The 18,195-nt window shown below is 64.9% G+C and carries 16 protein-coding genes and 3 tRNA genes; 6 read left to right on the forward strand and 13 right to left on the reverse strand.

Annotation, left to right across the window (positions count from 1 at the left end; all coding sequences use genetic code 11):
• Window positions 1-5: 5 nt before the first annotated feature.
• The 9 genes from B3098_RS05500 to rnr all read right to left on the reverse strand — a co-directional run bounded on the left by B3098_RS05500 (window position 6) and on the right by rnr (window position 8,830).
• Window positions 6-500: an ExbD/TolR family protein gene (locus tag B3098_RS05500; protein WP_286892299.1), complete on the reverse strand. Its 495-nt coding sequence runs from the start codon at window positions 498-500 to the stop codon at window positions 6-8.
• A complete protein-coding gene (locus B3098_RS05505) occupies window positions 500-1,474 on the reverse strand; it encodes a MotA/TolQ/ExbB proton channel family protein (protein ID WP_175138753.1) in 975 nt (324 codons plus the stop codon). Before B3098_RS05505 ends, B3098_RS05500 begins: the two co-directional genes overlap by 1 nt.
• A gap of 1 nt (window position 1,475) precedes the next feature.
• Window positions 1,476-2,288 (reverse strand): energy transducer TonB, encoded by an 813-nt coding sequence (locus B3098_RS05510; RefSeq protein WP_175124581.1) that lies wholly within the window; start codon window positions 2,286-2,288, stop codon window positions 1,476-1,478.
• 325 nt (window positions 2,289-2,613) lie between these two features.
• Window positions 2,614-2,689, reverse strand: a tRNA-Val gene (locus tag B3098_RS05515).
• Window positions 2,690-2,834: 145 nt separating this feature from the next.
• Window positions 2,835-3,107: an HU family DNA-binding protein gene (locus B3098_RS05520; protein WP_003812968.1), complete on the reverse strand. Its 273-nt coding sequence runs from the start codon at window positions 3,105-3,107 to the stop codon at window positions 2,835-2,837.
• Between the two features lie 354 nt (window positions 3,108-3,461).
• Window positions 3,462-4,142 (reverse strand): Fe2+-dependent dioxygenase, encoded by a 681-nt coding sequence (locus B3098_RS05525; RefSeq protein WP_286892811.1) that lies wholly within the window; start codon window positions 4,140-4,142, stop codon window positions 3,462-3,464.
• A 57-nt stretch (window positions 4,143-4,199) separates the two neighbouring features.
• On the reverse strand, window positions 4,200-5,444 hold the full coding sequence (locus tag B3098_RS05530) for a cystathionine gamma-synthase family protein (RefSeq protein WP_175124727.1): 1,245 nt from the start codon (window positions 5,442-5,444) through the stop codon (window positions 4,200-4,202).
• 45 nt (window positions 5,445-5,489) lie between these two features.
• On the reverse strand, window positions 5,490-6,227 hold the full coding sequence (rlmB, locus tag B3098_RS05535; protein WP_279972984.1) for a 23S rRNA (guanosine(2251)-2'-O)-methyltransferase RlmB: 738 nt from the start codon (window positions 6,225-6,227) through the stop codon (window positions 5,490-5,492).
• A 137-nt stretch (window positions 6,228-6,364) separates the two neighbouring features.
• Window positions 6,365-8,830, reverse strand: a complete 2,466-nt coding sequence (gene rnr / locus B3098_RS05540) for a ribonuclease R (protein WP_175124584.1) — start codon at window positions 8,828-8,830, stop codon at window positions 6,365-6,367.
• Between the two features lie 231 nt (window positions 8,831-9,061).
• Between rnr and B3098_RS05545 the strand changes: the two genes are divergently transcribed.
• Window positions 9,062-9,146: transfer RNA gene (locus B3098_RS05545), tRNA-Leu, on the forward strand.
• Window positions 9,147-9,310: 164 nt separating this feature from the next.
• Here the strand turns inward: B3098_RS05545 and B3098_RS05550 are convergent.
• A complete protein-coding gene (locus B3098_RS05550; RefSeq protein ID WP_286892815.1) occupies window positions 9,311-9,922 on the reverse strand; it encodes a tRNA-uridine aminocarboxypropyltransferase in 612 nt (203 codons plus the stop codon).
• Window positions 9,923-10,082: 160 nt separating this feature from the next.
• Here B3098_RS05550 and B3098_RS05555 point away from each other — a divergent pair.
• Window positions 10,083-10,167 (forward strand) — tRNA-Leu (locus B3098_RS05555).
• A gap of 204 nt (window positions 10,168-10,371) precedes the next feature.
• Here B3098_RS05555 and B3098_RS05560 read toward each other — a convergent pair.
• A complete protein-coding gene (locus tag B3098_RS05560) occupies window positions 10,372-10,815 on the reverse strand; it encodes a GNAT family N-acetyltransferase (RefSeq protein WP_175124586.1) in 444 nt (147 codons plus the stop codon).
• Window positions 10,816-10,934: 119 nt separating this feature from the next.
• Between B3098_RS05560 and B3098_RS05565 the strand changes: the two genes are divergently transcribed.
• The 4 genes from B3098_RS05565 to B3098_RS05580 all read left to right on the forward strand — a co-directional run bounded on the left by B3098_RS05565 (window position 10,935) and on the right by B3098_RS05580 (window position 16,056).
• Complete coding sequence (locus B3098_RS05565; RefSeq protein WP_279972989.1) at window positions 10,935-11,837, forward strand: DMT family transporter; 903 nt, start codon at window positions 10,935-10,937, stop codon at window positions 11,835-11,837.
• Window positions 11,838-11,870: 33 nt separating this feature from the next.
• The gene (locus tag B3098_RS05570; RefSeq protein WP_279972990.1) at window positions 11,871-12,815 is read left to right on the forward strand and encodes an AEC family transporter; all 945 of its coding nucleotides are present in this window, start codon (window positions 11,871-11,873) and stop codon (window positions 12,813-12,815) included.
• 149 nt (window positions 12,816-12,964) lie between these two features.
• Entirely contained in the window at window positions 12,965-14,188 is a 1,224-nt protein-coding gene (locus tag B3098_RS05575; RefSeq protein ID WP_175124589.1) for a YeeE/YedE family protein, read from the forward strand.
• 200 nt (window positions 14,189-14,388) lie between these two features.
• On the forward strand, window positions 14,389-16,056 hold the full coding sequence (locus tag B3098_RS05580) for an FMN-binding glutamate synthase family protein (protein ID WP_279972992.1): 1,668 nt from the start codon (window positions 14,389-14,391) through the stop codon (window positions 16,054-16,056).
• Between the two features lie 58 nt (window positions 16,057-16,114).
• On the opposite strand, the gene B3098_RS05585 is transcribed toward B3098_RS05580, so the two are convergent.
• Together B3098_RS05585 and B3098_RS05590 are read right to left on the reverse strand one after the other, a co-directional pair.
• Window positions 16,115-17,605, reverse strand: a complete 1,491-nt coding sequence (locus tag B3098_RS05585; protein WP_286892825.1) for a phospholipase D-like domain-containing protein — start codon at window positions 17,603-17,605, stop codon at window positions 16,115-16,117.
• A gap of 9 nt (window positions 17,606-17,614) precedes the next feature.
• A complete protein-coding gene (locus tag B3098_RS05590) occupies window positions 17,615-17,950 on the reverse strand; it encodes a DUF883 family protein (RefSeq protein ID WP_175124592.1) in 336 nt (111 codons plus the stop codon).
• Window positions 17,951-18,195 lie beyond the last annotated feature (245 nt).

Raw genomic sequence — 18,195 nt, forward strand, 5'->3', positions numbered from 1 at the left:
TTCGTTCACCGGCCGGACGGTGCCGGGGCCGGAGCCGCGGCAGGTGCGCCCGAAGCGGGAGCACCCGCCGCCGTAGCGCCACCCGAGGGCGGCGTCGTGACGAAACCGATACGCGTCATGCCCGAGCGGCGCGCCGAGGCCATGACCTTGGCCAGCGTTTCGTAACGGGTGTTTTGATCGGCGCGGATGCGGATCTCGGGTTGCGGCTTGGTGCCGGCGATCGACTTGAAGCGATTGGGCAGGTCGTCGATATTGACCGGCTTCTCGTCCCAGAACAGTGCGCCCGCGGCGTCGATCGCCAGGTCCACGGTCTTGGGTTCTTCCTCGATCTGCTCGGCAGCCACCTGGGGCATGTTGATCTTGATCGAGTGCGCCAGCAGCGGCGCCGTGATGATGAAGATCACCAGCAGCACCAGCATGACGTCGATCAGGGGCACCATGTTGATCTCGGACACCGCATGGCTTCCGGATCCTTTACCCTCAAAGCTGCCAAAGGCCATTATTCGCTCCCGCGTTGAGCCGCGTGGCCGTTCTGGCGACGCAGCGCGCGCACCTTGCCGTCGGACAGCGCAACTTGCTGGCCGGTGGTCAGGAACGCAAACAGGTCATGTGCAAACGCATCCAGGCGCGACAAGTACACGCGGTTGTTGCGCACGAAGGTGTTGTACGCCAGCACGGCCGGAATGGCCACCGCCAGGCCCAGACCCGTCATGATGAGGGCCTCGCCGACCGGACCCGCAATGCGGTTGATGGTCACGCCATCGGACAGGCCGATGCCGACCAGCGCGTGATACACGCCCCACACCGTGCCGAACAGGCCGACGAACGGCGCCGTCGAACCCACCGAGGCCAGCACGGTCAGGCCGTTTTCCAGCTTGGCCGTTTCTTCGTCGATGACCTTACGCATGGTGCGCGTGACGAAATCCGAATTGCTGCCCGACTCCTCCAGCTTGGTGGCGCCGAACTTGTTGTGGTGCGCCTGCGCGTGCATCGCGTGGCTGGCCAGATGCGAGAACGGATCGCGCGCGCCGTGCGTATTGATTTCGTGCTCGACCTGCTCCAGCGAGCTGGCGTTCCAGAACTTGTTCAGGAAGTCTGCCGAACGCTTGCGCATGCTGACGTTGCTGCCTGCCTTGACCAGGATGAGATACCAGGTCACGAGCGACATGAGGATCAGGATGACGAACAGGCTCTTGCCCACGAAGTCGCTCTGGGCGACGAAGTGCAGGAAGCCCATGTCAGGGACCGGTGCGGGCGCGGGCGCGGCCGGTAGTGCCGCCGCTGCGCTGTGCAGCGCGTCGGCCGATTGCTGAACGGCGCCAGCAGCCTGCTGGACTACGTCGCCCCCCGTCGTGGCGGCTTGCTGGGCTGCGGGTGCGGCCGCGGCGGCCGCGGGCGCGGCGCCTGCAGCCGGCGCTGCCGGGCTGGTGGTCGCCTGCGCCACAAGAGTGGCGCTATGCAGTGCGTTGGACATCTCAGTTCCTCATTACGAAATCGAACGGAATTTTTGCTTTGGCGGGATAAGCCACGCCATTACGGGTATACGGCTTGAAGCGGCCTTTACGGGCGGCTGCCAGCGCCGATTCGTCCAGGCGCGGAAAGCCCGACGAAGCATCGATGGTTGCCCGCTCGACCAAGCCCTGGGTATTGATTTCCACCAGCACCACGACCCGGCCCTCTTCCCGCATGCGGCGCGATGCCATCGGATAGTTGGGCATCGGACGCGCGCCCTGGAACTCGATGCTCGAGACCAGCACGGGCTGATCGGGAGGTGGTCCCTGCGTCGGGCCCTGCGGCGCCTGCGTGCCTTCCGGCGCACCACTGGGCGGCGTCGGCTGCGGCGGCGTTTCAGGCTTGGGCTCGGGTTTGACTTCCTGCTTGGGCTTGGGCTTGGGTTTGGGCTTGGGTTTGGGCGGAGGCGGCTTGGGCGCCGGCATCGGCGGCTTTTCCACCACCGGTTCGGGCTCGGGTTCCGGCTCCGGCTCGGGCTTCAACTCAGGTTCGGGCTCGGGTTCGGGCTCGATCTCGGGTTCAGGCTCGGGCGGCGTCTCGGTCACCGGCTGCGGCACTTCGGGAGTGGGTTCGGCTTTGGCGATCTGGGGGATGGGGGCATCCACCACGCTCACCATGATTGCCTCGGGTTCCTCCAGTTCAGGACGACTTTCCGGCGCCATGAAGATGGCGCCGATCACCGCTGCATGAAGCGCGACGACCGCCAGGCCAGCGCCTGCGCGTATACCAAAAGAAGACCGCGAAGAAGAATTCCAACCGGGTTGAAGACTAGGCATGAATCAGCCAGGGTGCATTGACTTTTCCGGCCAGCCAGAAAAATGACGCGCACGAAACGGCGACGCCGGCTGACCGGTACAAGCCCGACATAGTATCTTAAATGCGAATGATTCGCACGTTGTATTTCGAATGGAACAGCGTAACACCGCTGATGGAGATCAAAGCGGAATCAATAAACGCTTACGAAAAAAGGCGCACGCTCGCGCGTAGCGGCACTGAAAACGCCCGCGGAAAAACAAAAAACCCGCCACGTCGCCGTGTGCGGGTTAGTTGCGGATCCGGAACATGGCACGGTGTGCCAGCCGAACCGAAATCGTGTGCTTCTGGTGGGTGCTACAGGGGTCGAACCTGTGACCTACGCCGTGTAAAGGCGCCGCTCTACCAACTGAGCTAAGCACCCATTTCAGTGCAATTGCCCGGCGCGATTAACACGCGGGAATTACCAATTTGGGGTACTCAAAAGCAATACGCGGGCCGGAGTATACCGGACCGCGTACTTGTGGGCAAATCGCAGCGCTGTGCGCCGTGCGATCCGCTGCCGTCAATCAGTTGACGGCGTCCTTCAGGGCCTTGCCCGGACGGAACTTCGGCACCTTGGCCTTCTTGATCTTGATGGTTTCGCCGGTGCGCGGGTTACGGCCAGTGCGCGCGGCGCGAGCCGACACGGCAAACGTGCCGAAACCGACCAGCGTGACCGTACCGCCCTTCTTCAGCGTGGTCTTCACGGCACCGATCAGGGCGTCGAGCGAACGGCCGGCAGCAGCCTTGGAGATATCGGCCTTGCTGGCGATGTGATCGATGAGTTCGGTTTTGTTCATGCAGGTGTACCCCTCACAAGGTGTGGAGTCTGCCGGGGGGCGGAGTTCATGGCCGTCAGGATGGATGCCACAAATGGACGCGAGACCAGGCAAACGACGAACAGACAGTGGATAAACTTTTTTCTTGCGCTGCAAAGCACAACTTTTAAACTGCTGCGCCGCTTAGGATTTGCTGGCTTTTTGCCTGCAAACCGTCAGCGACGCAGAGGTGTATTAGGCCTTGGCGTAGAGCGGCTGTCAAGAGAAAACCTGACCGCAACCCGCGTCAATACTAGCTTTTAGCCGTTTTCGCAATAAACAAAAACGCGAATTTCGGGGTTTGCACGACACCCCAAATAAACACTTTAAGCTTCATCAAACGTCGGCCCAGCGACGCAGCAGATTGTGATAAATGCCGGTGAGCTGCACGATCGATGCATGCCCCGCCACATCCTGGTTCAAGCGCTGGATAGCCACGTCCATGTCCAGCAGCAATGCGCGCTGGCTATCTTCGCGCACCAGGCTCTGCATCCAGAAGAAAGAACTGACGCGCGCGCCGCGCGTCACGGGGTTGACCTTGTGCAGGCTGGTGCCCGGATACAGCACCATATGCCCTGCCGGCAGCTTCACGGCGCGCGGACCATAGGTGTCGTCGATGACGAGCTCGCCGCCGTCGTAGCTGTCGGGATCCGAGAAGAACAGCGTCGCGGACAGGTCGGTGCGCACGCGCTCCGGTGAACCCGCGACGCCGCGCACGGCGTTGTCGACGTGATAGCCGAAGGCCTCGCCGCCTTCGTAGCGATTAAACAGCGGCGGGAAGATCTTGCGCGGCAACGCAGCCGACATGAAGAGATTGTTGCCCGACAGGCGCTGCAGGATCAGCGTGCCGAGCTCTTGCGCCAGGGGATGCTGTTCGGGCAATTGCCGGTTGTGCTTGACCTGCCCCGATTGATGGCCGGCGGTGACCTTGCCGTCTACCCAGTCCGCGGCATCCAGCCGCTGGCGGATGTCGGCCGCCTCTTGCGGCGTGAAGACTTCTGCGATCTGTATAAGCATGGGTTCCTACCCGATTGCGTTGCTAGCGCGGCCCTGGCGGGAGCCGCGCCTGCCGCATTATCCCTTCAGGCAACCATTGAGCGCCTGATCGAAATCAAACAGCAAATCGGCTTCGTCTTCGATGCCCACCGACACGCGAATCAGGCTGTCCGCAATGCCCATCTGCTGACGGCGCTCCGCGCCCATCTCGTAATAGATGGTGTGGGCGGCCGGCAGCGCCAGACTGCGCGTGTCACCCAGGTGCGTCGCCATCAGCACGACACGCAGCCGATTCAGGAAGTCGAAGCAATCGACGCCATCTGCCAGCTCGACGCCCAGCAGGCCGCCGAACCGCGAGCCGAAGAGCGCCGCGGCGCGCGCGTGTTGCGGATGGCTTGCCAGGCCCGGGTAATGCACCTTCGCCACGCCCGGGTGCTCTTCCAGAAAGCGCGCCAGCGCCAGCGCATTCGCGCAGTGCTTGGCCATGCGCAGCGCCAGCGTCTCGGCGCCCACCGCAATGCGGTGCGCCGGCTCGGCGGCCAGCGTGCCGCCCATGTCGCGCAGGCCCTTTTTCTTGATCTGCGTGAGACCCCAACCGGTCGACGCCCCCTTGCGATAGGCCTCGTAGATATTCTCGTTGCCGGCCCAGTCATACAGGCCCGTGTCGGTCACGGCGCCACCCAGCGCGTTGCCATGACCGCCGATGTACTTGGACAGCGAGTTCATCACCAGCGATGCGCCCACGGAAGCAGGCCGGAACATCCACGGCGAGGTCAGCGTGTTGTCCACCACATAGACCAGCCCCTTTTCGCGGCAGATCTCGCCGATCACGGCCAGGTCGGCCACCTGCGTGCCCGGGTTGGCGATGGTCTCGGTAAAGACCATGCGCGTATTGGGCTGGATGGCGGCGCGCACCTGCGACGAATCCGTCGCGTCGACAAAGGTGATCTCCACGCCCAGTTCCTGCAGCGTGCCGAACAGGCTGTTGGTGTTGCCGAACACGAACTGGCTGGACACCAGGTGGTCGCCCCGGCGCAGCAGCGTGGTGAAAATGGCGGCCAACGCAGCCATGCCGGTCGAGAAACTGACCGTGCCCTTGCCGCCTTCCATCTGGCTGATCTTGGCTTCCAGCGCGGTCGTGGTCGGCGTGCCCTGGCGCGCATACGTGAAGCCCGCCTTGCCCTGGAACACGGCAGCCAGCTCGCGCGCGTCGTCGTACGCGAACTCGGACGACGGATGCATCGGCTTGTGCACCGCTCCGTGCTCGACGGATTGATTGCGGTCGGAATGGAGGATCGTGGTGGTAAAGCCGTTCTGGTGCATGATGGGCAGACGCAAGAAAGAAGGGTATCTACAGGATTAGACGGATCACGATTGGCGCTGGCGCACGGCCTCGTACAGGCAGACGGCGCTGGCGACGCTGACGTTCAGGCTTTCCACCGAACCCAGCATCGGGATGTTGACGAGCTGGTCGCAGGTTTCACGCGTGAGGCGGCGCATGCCCTCGCCTTCGGCGCCCATGACCCAGGCCATCGGCTGGCGCGCGTCGATCTTGTGCATGCTGTCAGTGGCCTGATCGTCCGTGCCGACGAGCCACACGCCGCGATCCTTCAGGCTGCGCATGGTGCGCGCCAGGTTCGTCACCATCAAATACGGAACCGTATCCGCCGCGCCGCACGCAACGCGCTGCACGGTGGCATTCAGTCCAACGGCGCGATCACGCGGCGCGATCACCGCGTGCACGCCCGCCGCGTCGGCGGTACGCAGGCACGCGCCCAGGTTGTGGGGGTCGGTCACGCCATCAAGAATCAGCAGCAGCGGCGGGCCTTCGATCACGTCGAGCACTTCGTCGACATCCACCGCCAACTGGCGCTCGTCGGCCAGCGCCACGACGCCCTGGTGACGGGTGCCGCGCGACAGGCCGTCCAGACGCTCCATGGGAACCGGGTGCAGACGGCAGCCAGCCCGCTCGGCCTGCTCGATGAATGTCTGCATGCGCTTGTCGCGGCGAGAGGCCTCGACGTAGATTTCCTTGATCGACTCGGGCGCGTGGCGCAGCCGCGCGACAACCGCGTGAAACCCGGCCAGGACTTGGGTCGACGCCATAAAACAATACCTTTAGATAAACGAATACCCGCCCCAGAGGGGGCGGGCCACCGGACAGGACCGGCAATAACCGCAATGTTACCCCTTACAGCCACACCGCCAAACGACGGCATGGCCATAAGGATCCGCGCCGCCGCTCAGTGGCGCTTGCGGGTGGCCTTCTTGGCGGGCGCGGCCCGCTGAGTGGCCTTGGGCGGCTTGCTGGCCTTTTTGGCCGCGGCGCGCCGTTCCTTGGCAGTCTGCCCCTTCAGGCCCGCGGGCTTGGGGGACGCCGCCTTCTTGACCCGGCGCATGGGCTCATCGGGGCCGCGCGCCGCCGCCTTGCGCAGCGCGTCGAAACTCGTGCCCTGCACCAGCCGGAACTCGATGCGGCGCGCCTCAAGATCGACGCGCGACACCTGCACCTGCACCTTGTCGGTCAGGCGGTAACGCATGCCGGTACGCTCGCCGCGCAGTTCGTGCAGGGCGTCGTTGAACTGGAAGTATTCGCCGCCCAGCTCCGAGACGTGCACCAGGCCCTCGACGTGCAGCGTGTCCAGGGTGACGAAGATGCCGAAGCTTGCCACGCCGGTGACCGTGCCGCTGAAGTCTTCGCCCACGCGTTCCTTGACGAACCAGCACTTGAGCCAGGCCTCGACATCGCGCGAGGCCTCGTCGGCGCGGCGCTCGCTGGCCGACAGCACCAGACCCATCTTTTCCCAGATAGCGTGTTCGTGTTCGCGCTGCGTGCGACCGATGACGACGGCGTGGTCGTCCAGGCTGGGCACATACCGCTGCCCCGCCAGCAGCGCCTTGATCACGCGGTGCGTGAGCAGGTCGGGATACCGGCGGATCGGCGAGGTGAAGTGGCTGTAGCCCGGATAGGACAGGCCGAAGTGACCCATGTTGTCGGGGCTGTACACCGCCTGCTGCATCGAGCGCAGGCACATGGTCTGCAGCAGCTGGTAGTCGGGGCGCCCGCGCACGGAATCCAGGAAATCGCCGTAGTCCTTGGCGGTGGGCGTGTCGCCCCCGCCCAGCGACAGCCCCATCGTGCGCAGGAATTCGCGCAGCGACTGCAGGCGTTCCGGCGTGGGGCCTTCGTGGATGCGGTACAGGCCGGGATGCTTGCTGCGCGTCATGAAGTCCGCCGCGCAGGTGTTGGCGGCCAGCATGCACTCTTCGATGAGCTTGTGCGCGTCGTTGCGCACGGACGGCACGATCTGTTCGATGCGGCCCAGCTCGTTGCAGACGATCTTGGTTTCGACAGTATCGAAGTCAATGGCGCCGCGCTTCTTGCGGCCTTGCGACAGCAGTTGGAAAAGCTCGTACAGATGCTGGACCTGCGGCATCACGCTGCGCATCGCATGCGCGGCCGGACCGCCCGGCTGCTGCAGGGCCGCCCAGATGTTCGTGTACGTGGTGCGGGCGTGCGAGTGCATGACCGCGTTGTAGAACTGGTACGCCGTGACTGTGCCGGCCTTGGCGCCGCTGGCCGGAATGACCATGTCGCACACCAGCACCAGGCGGTCGACGTCCGGATTCAGCGAACACAGGCCGTTGGACAGCGACTCGGGCAGCATCGGAATGACCCGGCGCGGGAAATACACGCTGGTGCCGCGTTCGATCGCATCGTCGTCCAGCGCATCGCCCGGACGCACGTAATGGCTGACGTCGGCAATGGCCACCAACAGGCGCCACCCCGGACGCTTGCGCTGGCCCGTGCCCAGCTCCACCGGCTCGCAATACACCGCGTCGTCGAAATCGCGGGCGTCCTCGCCGTCGATGGTGATGAGCGGCACGTCGCGCAGATCGACCCGGTCTTTCAGGTCGGACTTGCGGACCGTATCCGGCAGACGCGCCGCCTGCTTCAAGGCGCCATCCGTGAAGTCGACCGGCACATCGAACTTGCGCACGGCAATTTCGATTTCCATGCCGGGATCGTCGATCTCGCCCAGCACCTCGGCCACGCGGCCCAGCGGCTGCGTATGGCGCGTGGGCTGCGCCATGATTTCCACCGCGACCACCTGCCCGTGCTGGGCGCCATTGGTGTCGCTGGGCGGAATCAGGATGTCGTGCTTGATGCGCTGATCTTCGGGCACGACGATGGACAGGCCATGTTCGTGCAGAAAGCGCCCCACCAGCTTATTGGTGCGGCGCTCGATGACTTCGACGATGGTGCCTTCCGGCTTGCCCCGGTATTCGCCGCCCGGCTTGACCAGCACGCGGTCGCCATGCAGCACCTTGAGCATTTCGCGAGGGGACAGGAACAGATCCGGACCGCCGTCGTCGCGCAGCAGGAAACCGAAGCCGTCGCGATGACCCAGCACCTTGCCCGCCACGAAGTCGAGCTTGGTCGCCAGCAGCAGCACCCCCTTGCGGTTGGGCAGCAACTGCCCGTCGCGCTCCATGGCGCCCAGGCGGCGTTCAAACCCCACCAACGTCGCCTCGCGCTCGACGCCCATACGCTCAGCCAGCTCTGCCGGAGACAACGGCGAACCCGCGGCGCGCAGCGCTGTCAGGATGGCTTCACGGGACGGAACATCAGGGTCGAAGTCCGGCGGCGCTTCGGGCAAGGGTGTTGATCTGTTCTTATTGGATTCGTTATTCGATCGTTTTGCCAAAGCTAAATTTTCCGTATATAATGCGCAGCTTCTGTGGTTCGCCCAAGGCTGAACACTGAAGCAGAAATGGTCAGAACGGTTTAAAAAACCGGGTTTGAAAAAACCGATTGTAAAACCAACTGCATTCAGACGCATGGATTAGTTCAAAGCTGGCTGATTAGGTCAACGCTTAAAACCAACCCAAGTGACTGGAACGCAGCGTAGCACATAGTTCTGACAGTATCTTTCAGTGCCCAGGTGGCGGAATTGGTAGACGCGCACGGTTCAGGTCCGTGTGCCGCAAGGTGTGGAGGTTCGAGTCCTCTCCTGGGCACCACGGAATTCTAATCAAGGCAGTTTTCAACTGGCTTGGTGAAATAAGGCTACAAGGCCCCGGAAATCGAACGGTTTCCGGGGCTTTTGCTTTTGTGTTTTCTTTCCGTGATCACTTGCCGGGAGCTGCGCGCGCCAGTTATCAGCGCCGCACTGCCCTCGCCTCGGTTATCGCCAGGGCACCTTGCGATTCAAATGATGGCGCGCATACAGATCGGCGCCCATGCCGTCGATCTGCCCATCGATCAACGCCTCGAATGGCGCAAGCAGCGCATCGAAGTTGCGCGGCGCCTCGATGGCGTTCAGCGCGTGTGTCACGGCCTCGATGGTGGACAGCGCGCCTGCCACGTCGGCGTGGCGCACCCGATAGCGTGTCGTCAACCCCGGCGGCAGCATCACGCGAGGCAGCGCGGCAAGCGCCGGATTGATGTGCAGCAGCTTGCGCGCATGCCCCCATGTGCCGTCCGGCACGATCAGCCGGACGGGCATGCCCAGGTCCTGGCCATAACCCGGCGTCAGCACCTCGGCGCCCTCTCCGGGAAACAGCAGGCGCGGCGCATGACCCGGCACTGCCCAGTCGGACTCCGAAAAGTACTCGCCCACCACACGGCGCGCCCCCGCCAGACCCAGCACCGCAAGACGCGCCGTGTTCAACGCGTGGCGCGCTTCGCTGGGATGCTGCAGCACCACCACGCGAGTACGGCAAGACAACGATGGAATCAACGCGCAAAGGCAATGCGACAGTGGGCGCAGGCAGCGCGTACAGAGGGCTCGAGACATGGGCGACACTATATCGAAAGCGGCCTGTTCGCGGCCCGCCCAAAAAAAGTGAAAAAAAAGCAGCGCGACTTGCACACATCAAAAAAAGTGTGCATAATCTCGTTCCTCTGCTGCTGAACACGAAACGAAGCGAAAGCGACGCAACATGTGAAGCAACAGCGCCCAGGTGGCGGAATTGGTAGACGCGCACGGTTCAGGTCCGTGTGCCGCAAGGTGTGGAGGTTCGAGTCCTCTCCTGGGCACCAATTACTACATCACGAGGTACCTGTCGTGATGCGCCAAAAGAAAAACCCCGAATGCGAAAGCGTTCGGGGTTTTTGCTTTGTGCGCGCGTTTTTGTTTCGCATGCACGGTTCTTCGGCGCGGTTCGTTGTTTCGCAGGCGCGGCCTGTCGCTGTTCGCGGGCTGCACCGCAGCCCATCGGCTGCGGCGCATGACCGGACAACGCCCTACTTCAACGTGCGCGTCATCACCACGTGCGGAATGCCCGCCTCGACAAATTCCTCGCCTTCGGCCTTGAAGCCATGCGCCTCGTAAAAGCCTGCAGCATGCGTCTGCGCATGCAGCACCAGCATGCGATGGCCATCGCCGTGGCCCTGGCCGATCAGCGCATCAAGCAACTGTCCGCCCACCCCCATGCCGCGCGCGCGCTTGTGAACCGCCATCCGGCCGATGTGACCGTCGGGCAGCAGACGCCCCGTGCCCATCGGCGTGCCATCGGGCCCGTAAGCCACGGCATGCACGGACACGGCATCGTCGTCGTCCATCTCGATTTCCGGCGGTACGTTCTGCTCGACCACGAACACCGCATGGCGCACGGAATACGCATCGTCGCGCAAGCGATCCCAGGTCCCCAGCGCGATACGCACCGTTGTTTGTCTATTGGCCGACATGTCCTTCCCCCTACGTTGCAGCAAATGAATAACTGAATCCTACGCCGCATTTTGGCAGGGATGAAGAACGCGCGAAAAGGGGTACGATCGCGGCTTGCCCTTGCCGCCCCTGGTCCGCCATGACGCCTGCCGCTCCCCCTGCCTGGTTGAAAGCCGCACCCGCGCTCTTTCTCGTGCTGTGGTCCAGCGGCTTCGTCGTATTGAAGGTGGGCCTGGCGTACGCCGATCCGCTCACGTTTCTGGCGCTGCGCTACGCCTGCGTGCTGCTGATCCTGACCCCCCTGCTGCTCGCCCTTCGCCCGCCGCTCCCCACCCGCGCCAGTGCATGGGGCCATCTGGCCATGGTCGGTTTGCTGTTGCAGGCCGGCTACTTCTGCTTCACCTACCTGTCGCTCAAGCAGGGCATGTCGGCGGGCGGGGTCGCTCTCATCACTTCGCTTCAACCCATTTTGATCGGACTGCTGGCGCCGGCCCTCGCGCATGAACGCGTCGACGCGCGGCGCTGGGCCGGATTGGCGCTGGGCGTGACGGGCGCCGCGCTGGTGATCGTGGCCAAGGCCTCGATCGATGTGCTGGCGCCATTGGGACTGACTTTCGCGATCGGGGCCTTGCTTTGCCTGACCGGCGGCACGCTCTACGAAAAGCGCTTCGGCACCCAGATCCATCCGGTAGCGTCCAACTTTGTCCAGTACGGCGTCGGACTTGCCGTGTCCGCGCCGCTGGCATTTTGGCTGGAACCGATGCACATCGACTGGACGGGCCCGTTGCTGGGTTCGCTGGCGTATCTGGTGGTCGGCAATTCGCTCGTCGCCATTACCTTGCTGCTGGCCATGATCCGCCACGGCGAAGCATCGCGCGTGTCCGCGCTGTTTTTCCTGGTGCCGCCCTGCACGGCGATCATCGCGCTGCTGATCCTGCGCGAACCCATCCCGCCGCTGGCCTGGCCCGGCATGGCGCTGGCCGCCCTGGGCATCCTGCTGGTCACGCGCAAAACGGGTAAGACCGGCGACGGCGGCAAGTAGAATGAGCGCCTTTCCGCCTTCGCGCCCTCGCCCATGAACGCCGTCGTCACCGCCGCCCTACCGGTCTTTGCGTTGATATTGACCGGGTGGCTGGCCGCCCGCTGGCGCATCCTGGGCACCAACGCGACCGACGCGCTGAACCGCTACGTGGTGTACCTGTCCTTGCCCGCGCTGCTGTTTCGCGCCATGACGCAGGTGGATCTGGCGCACATGGCGCACTGGGGATTCGTTGGCGCGTTCGCGGGCGGCGTCGCCATCACGTTCCTGGTGTCCTTTCTGCCGCGCAAGCGCGGACCGCAGTCGCTGACCGACCGCAGCATCGAAGGCTTGGCGGCGTCCTACGCCAACGCCGGCTACATGGGCATTCCGCTATGCCTTGCGCTGCTGGGCGCTGACAGCCTGGCACCCGCCACGTTCACCACCTTGCTGACCGCCAGTGTGCTCTTCGGCTTTGCCATCGCGCTGATCGAGTTCGACCGCCAGCAGACACCCAATCTACCCGCGACGCTGCTCAAGGTGGGTCGCGCGCTGGTACGCAACCCGCTGCTCGCTGCCCCAGTTGTGGGTCTTGGCTGGGCCGCCACCGGCGTGGCGTTGCCCGAAGGCGTCGACCGCTATGTGGCCTTGCTGGGCGCATCGGCCAGTCCGTGTGCGCTGGTAACCATCGGCCTTTTTCTCGCGCAGACCGAAACCGCCAGTTCCGGTCCCGGCGTGTTGCGCCTGGTGCTGGGCAAGCTGCTGCTGCAGCCGGCCGCGACGGCGGTGCTGGCATTCTACGTGTTCTCGATGCCGCCGCTGTGGGCCTGGACTGCGGTTCTGATGAGCGCGCTGCCTATCGGCACCGGCCCCTTCATGCTGGCCAAGATGTATGGGCGCGATGCCCGCGTTACGTCGCGCGCCATTCTCGTCAGCACCGTGGCGTCGGTGCTGACGGTCAGCCTTCTTGTGGCGTGGATCAGCGCGCATCCCGTCTCGTGAACGCGCGAGCACCTTATATAACTTGAAGTTATCGTTAAAGCACAATTCCTTCGTTTGAGAAATTTAACGACAGGACTAGACTGACGGCTATTCCCACGGGTGCGACTACGCACCCGTTTGCATTTACGTCTTGATCCTCGGGATTGCCCATGAGCGCCAACGCTTCCTCCCTGCCCCTGTCCCCGGCCCTGCCGCCCATCCAGATCAACCGCAAGCCGCTGTGGATCGCGCTGCTGCTGGTGCTGGCCGGCGCGCTGTATCTCAACCAGACCGTCAGCTGGCGCCAAGGCGCGCTGTGGGTGATCGGCGCGCTGCTCGGCGTCACGCTGTACCACGCCTCGTTTGGCTTCACGCAAGCTTGGCGGGTGTTCGTGTCGGACCGCCGCGGCGCAGGCCTGCGCGCGCAGATGCTGATGCTGGCCGCGGGCGTGCTGCTGTTTTTCCCCTTCCTGGCCGCCGGCACGCTCTTCGGCCAGCCGGTCAACGGCTTCGTGTCGCCCCCGGGCGTGTCGGTCGTGCTGGGCGCGTTCCTGTTCGGCATCGGCATGCAATTGGGCGGCGGCTGCGCGTCGGGCACCCTCTTCGCGGTAGGCGGTGGCAACACCCGCATGGTGGTCACGCTGCTGTTCTTCATCGTCGGTTCGGTCATCGCCACAGCCAACTTCGGCTGGTGGTCCAGCCTGCCCGCGCTGGCGCCCACCTCGCTCATCAAGACCTGGGGCCTGGCGCCGGCCATCCTCGCCAACCTGGCCGTCTTTGCCCTGATCGCATGGATCGCCACCGTGCTGGAAAAGCGCCGCCACGGCCACGTCATTTCCTTTGCGTCGCGCACCGCTCGCCCGGCCTCGTTGCTGCAGGGCCCGTGGCCGCTCATCTGGGGCGGCGTGGCGCTGGTCGTGCTGAACTTCGCGACTCTGGCGCTGGCCGGTCGCCCGTGGGGCATCACGTCGGCATTCGCGTTGTGGGGCGCCAAGGCGCTGGATGCGGTGGGCGGCGACGTCGCCACCTGGGCCTATTGGGCCAAGCAGCCGTCCCTGGCCGCGCCGCTGCGCCAGGACGTCACGACCGTCATGGACATCGGCCTCATGCTGGGCGCACTGGCCGCCGCCAGCGCGGCGGGCAAGTTCGCGCCCGTCTGGAAGGTGCCGGCGCGTTCGCTCGCCGGTGCGGTAATCGGCGGCCTGCTGCTCGGCTACGGTGCGCGCCTGGCCTTCGGCTGCAACATCGGCGCCTACTTCAGCGGCATCCTGTCGGGCAGCCTGCATGCCTGGCTGTGGCTGCCTGCCGCCTTCGCCGGCAGCGCGCTGGGCGTGCGCCTGCGTCCGCTGTTCGGCCTGGCCGTCGAGAAGACGCCCTCGGCGTCCAGTTGCTGAGAAACTGTGTTCCAACAACGGCCTCCTGATGCAGGAGGCCATTTTTTTTGGCTCGCCGTAACGCCAGCAGCCATGCGGATTTCGGCGCGCCGCAAGGCTGCGCGAGACCCGCGGCACCGCGCGCATGTGGGGCGCGCCATTCATCCGCCAGACGGCTGCGCTGGTGTATGGTGGCTCCATTCCGAAATACGGAGATGCACATGAACTGGATAGCCGGCCGCTTCACGGCCTTTTTCCTGACATTGGCCAGCGCGGTGATCACCGCGGTCCTGGCCGCCACCGCATCCTTGTGGTGGCTTGCCGCAGCAGTGCCGCTGGCGCTGCTGGGCGCATTGGGCGTGTACGACCTGATCCAGCCGCGCCACGCCATTCGCCGCAACTATCCGGTGCTGGGCAACCTGCGCTTTCTGTTCGAATTCATCCGCCCCGAGATCCGCCAGTATTTCCTGGAAGACGACACGCAGGCCTCGCCATTCTCGCGCGCGCAACGCTCCATTGTGTATCAGCGCGCCAAGCGCGAGATCGACAAGCGCCCCTTCGGCACCCAGGAAGACGTCTACGGCGACCGCTACGAATGGATCAACCATTCCATGTCGCCCTCGCACATCAACGACACCGACTTTCGCGTGACCGTCGGCGGGCCTGATTGCACGCAGCCCTATTCCATGTCGGTGTTCAACGTATCGGCCATGAGCTTTGGCGCGCTGTCGGCCAACGCGGTGCTGGCCCTGAACGAAGGTGCGCGGCAAGGCGACTTCGCGCACGACACAGGCGAAGGCGGCATCAGCCGCTACCATCGCCAGCCCGGCGGCAGCCTGGTGTGGAACATCGGTTCGGGCTACTTCGGATGCCGCGACGAGCACGGCGCGTTCTCGGAAGAAGCCTTCGTGCGCAACGCCTGTACGCCGCAGGTCAAGATGATCGAGATCAAGCTGTCGCAAGGCGCCAAGCCCGGCCACGGCGGCATCCTGCCGGCGGGCAAGGTGACGATCGAGATCGCCGAAGCGCGCGGCGTGGCGCCCTGGCAGGACTGCAACTCGCCGGCCAGCCATTCCGCGTTCGACAGCCCCATCGGCCTCATGAAGTTCGTAGCGCGCCTGCGCGAGCTTTCGGGCGGCAAACCGGTCGGCTTCAAGTTCTGCGTGGGGCATCCGTGGGAATGGTTCGCCATCGTCAAGGCCATGCTGGAAACCGGCATCACGCCCGATTTCATCGTGGTGGACGGCGCGGAAGGCGGCACGGGCGCGGCGCCCGTCGAATTCGTGGATCACGTCGGCACGCCGCTGCGCGAGGCGCTGCGCCTGGTGCACAACACGCTGATCGGCGTGAACCTGCGCGACCGCATCAAACTCGGCGCATCGGGCAAGATCATCACCGCCTTCGACATGGCGCGCGTGATGGCGATGGGCGCGGACTGGTGCAACGCCGCGCGCGGCTTCATGTTCGCCATCGGCTGCATCCAGGCCCAGGCCTGCCACACCGGCAAGTGCCCCACCGGCGTCACCACGCAGGATCCGTTGCGGCAACGCGCGTTGGTCGTGCCGGACAAGGCGCAGCGCGTGGCGAACTTCCACAAGAACACGCTGCACGCGCTTGCCGAACTGCTGGCCGCGGCAGGCCTGACCCACCCCAGCCAACTGCGTCCGCACCATATCGCGCGCCGCATCTCGCCCAGCGAGATCCGCCTTCTGTCCGCGCTGTTTCCGGAACTGGCGCCCGGCGAACTGCTGCGCGGTGAATTCCGCCATCAGGTCTTTCGCGCAGGCTGGGCGATGGCGCAGGCGCAGTCGTTCCAGCCCACGCACGACATCACCACCGCGCTCGCGCGCGAGCACGCCGCCCAGGCCGCCGCAGCCGTCAATTCCTGAGCGGCGCGGCGGGCGGGCCTGTCGCAGCACATCGCGCCAAGCTCGCCTGCCTCGTTCGCTACAGCCAGCGCTCGAACATGCGCGAGAACGACTCCATGAAGCGGTCGTCCAGTCCGCGCTCCCTCCAGGCCTCGGGCGTGATCTGCACGGCATCGGCCACATCGCGCTGGAACAGCGCTTCCATCTCGGCCGCGAACTCGGGGCCCAGCACCACCGCGTTGATCTCATAGTTCAGCGCAAAGCTGCGCCAATCCATGTTGCTGGAACCGACGGTCGACCAGACGCCGTCGACCACCGCCGTCTTCGCGTGCAGCAGCGCGTCACGCCGTTCGTAGATCTTCACGCCGGCGCGCAGCAGATCGGTGTAGTGCGACCGCCCCGCGTGGAACACCAGCGACGAATCGCTGAATCCCGGCAGCACCAGCACCACGTCCACGCCCCGCCGCGCCGCCGACTGCAACACCTCGATGAACGCGGGGTCCGGCACGAAGTACGCCATCGTGATGTGGATGGATTTCTGCGCACTTTCGAACGCGGACATCAGCGTCAGATAGACCGTATAGCCGTCGCTGCGATCGGGCTGGTTGGCCAGGATGCGGACCGTGGTGTTGCCGACGGGCGGCGCGACCTGCGAATCGCCGCCCTTGATGGGCTCCTTCGCCTGCGACGCCCAGCCCGCCTGCAACACCTGCTCCAGTTCGGCGACCGCCGGGCCTTCGATGCGCAGATGCGTGTCGCGCCAGGGCGCGGAATCGGCATCTTCCGGCGGGTCGCCCGCCTTATTGCCGGAGCCGCCCCCCGAGCCGCCGCCCGAGCCCGAGCCGCCCCCGCCGGAGAACGACGACGACTCGTACACGCTGCTGACGTTGATGCCGCCCAGGTAGCCCACCTTGCCGTCAACGACCAGCACCTTCCGGTGATTGCGCTGGTTCGGCGACCAGCCAGCCCGGGCGTTGACCGGATTGACGGGATTGAAGACGGCCACCTGCACGCCCGCATCGCGCATCCGCTGGAACAACGCATCGGGCGTCTTGATCGTCCCGACCGCGTCCACCATCAACGAGACCTCGGCGCCCCGGTTGCGCGCCGCGATCAACGCCTCCGCGAAGCGCTGGCCTTCGGCGTCGTCCTCGAAGATGTAGGTTTCCATGTGGACGTAGCGGCGAGCCTGACCAATGGACTGCAGCATCGCCTTGTACGTGCTGGGACCATCAGCCAGAAGGCGCACTCGGTTGCCTTTGACCAGCGGCGCGCCGCTGACCGCCTGCTCCACTGCCAGGTGCCTGGCAAGGAAGTCGTCTTTCGGTGTTTGAGGGTCCGCAGCAATGCCTTGCCCGCGACGGTAACTGTCCTGCGCGGCATCCGCGGACAGGCCCGCCTGCGAGGCGCGCGCGTGTCGTTCCTGCGCGTCGGGGACGCTGGCGCAGGCGGCGAGCACGGACGCCACGCACGCAAACAGCACGGCGCGCGCCCATCGGCGCGCGTCGACCGTCAGTTTGTGCAAGGTATTGTGCGGCCCACCCCGGCTCTCGGCCGGTAATGGGCTCATGATGCGCCTCTAGCGTCGGTTGCCTGCCACGAAAATGCAGCCGAGCACGGCGCCCACCAGCGCCGCCACGCCGACCGACTTCCACGCATTCTCATGCACGTACTCGTCCGCGTAAGCGGTGGCCCGGCGGGCCCGTTCGCGCGCGACGACTTCCCAGCCGCCCGCGGATTCACGCGCATCGGCAAGCTGGCGCTTCAGGCGCGCACGCGCCGATTCGATTTCGGAGCCCGTATACGACGCAGTCGAACGCAAGAGGTCTTCCGTTCCGGCGAGTAGCTCGTGGAAGCTGTCATTCACGCGTTCACGATGCAAAGCCATTTCAGCGCGCTGGTGCTTTCGATTCATGGTAGCTCCTTGTTTTTTTTGGACCGTACCCGCGACACCGCCATTGCCTGATGCAACGCAGCATCGCCAGGACTGCGGGACACATCGTTCCGCATGGCCGAAGCCCCATTGTCCATAGCAACGGCCATTACTGCCCGAGCTTTCGCAACCAGCCGTAAACCGATATTTCAGCGGCGCGAAACTTGCTGATGGGGCTGTCTGGCCCGCGCCCAAGGTGAGGCAAACACCTTGTCGCTTCCGGCCAA

Origin of the sequence: Achromobacter sp. UBA2119 (assembly GCF_002331005.1) — a bacterium.
GTDB classification, from domain to species: domain Bacteria; phylum Pseudomonadota; class Gammaproteobacteria; order Burkholderiales; family Burkholderiaceae_B; genus Achromobacter; species Achromobacter animicus.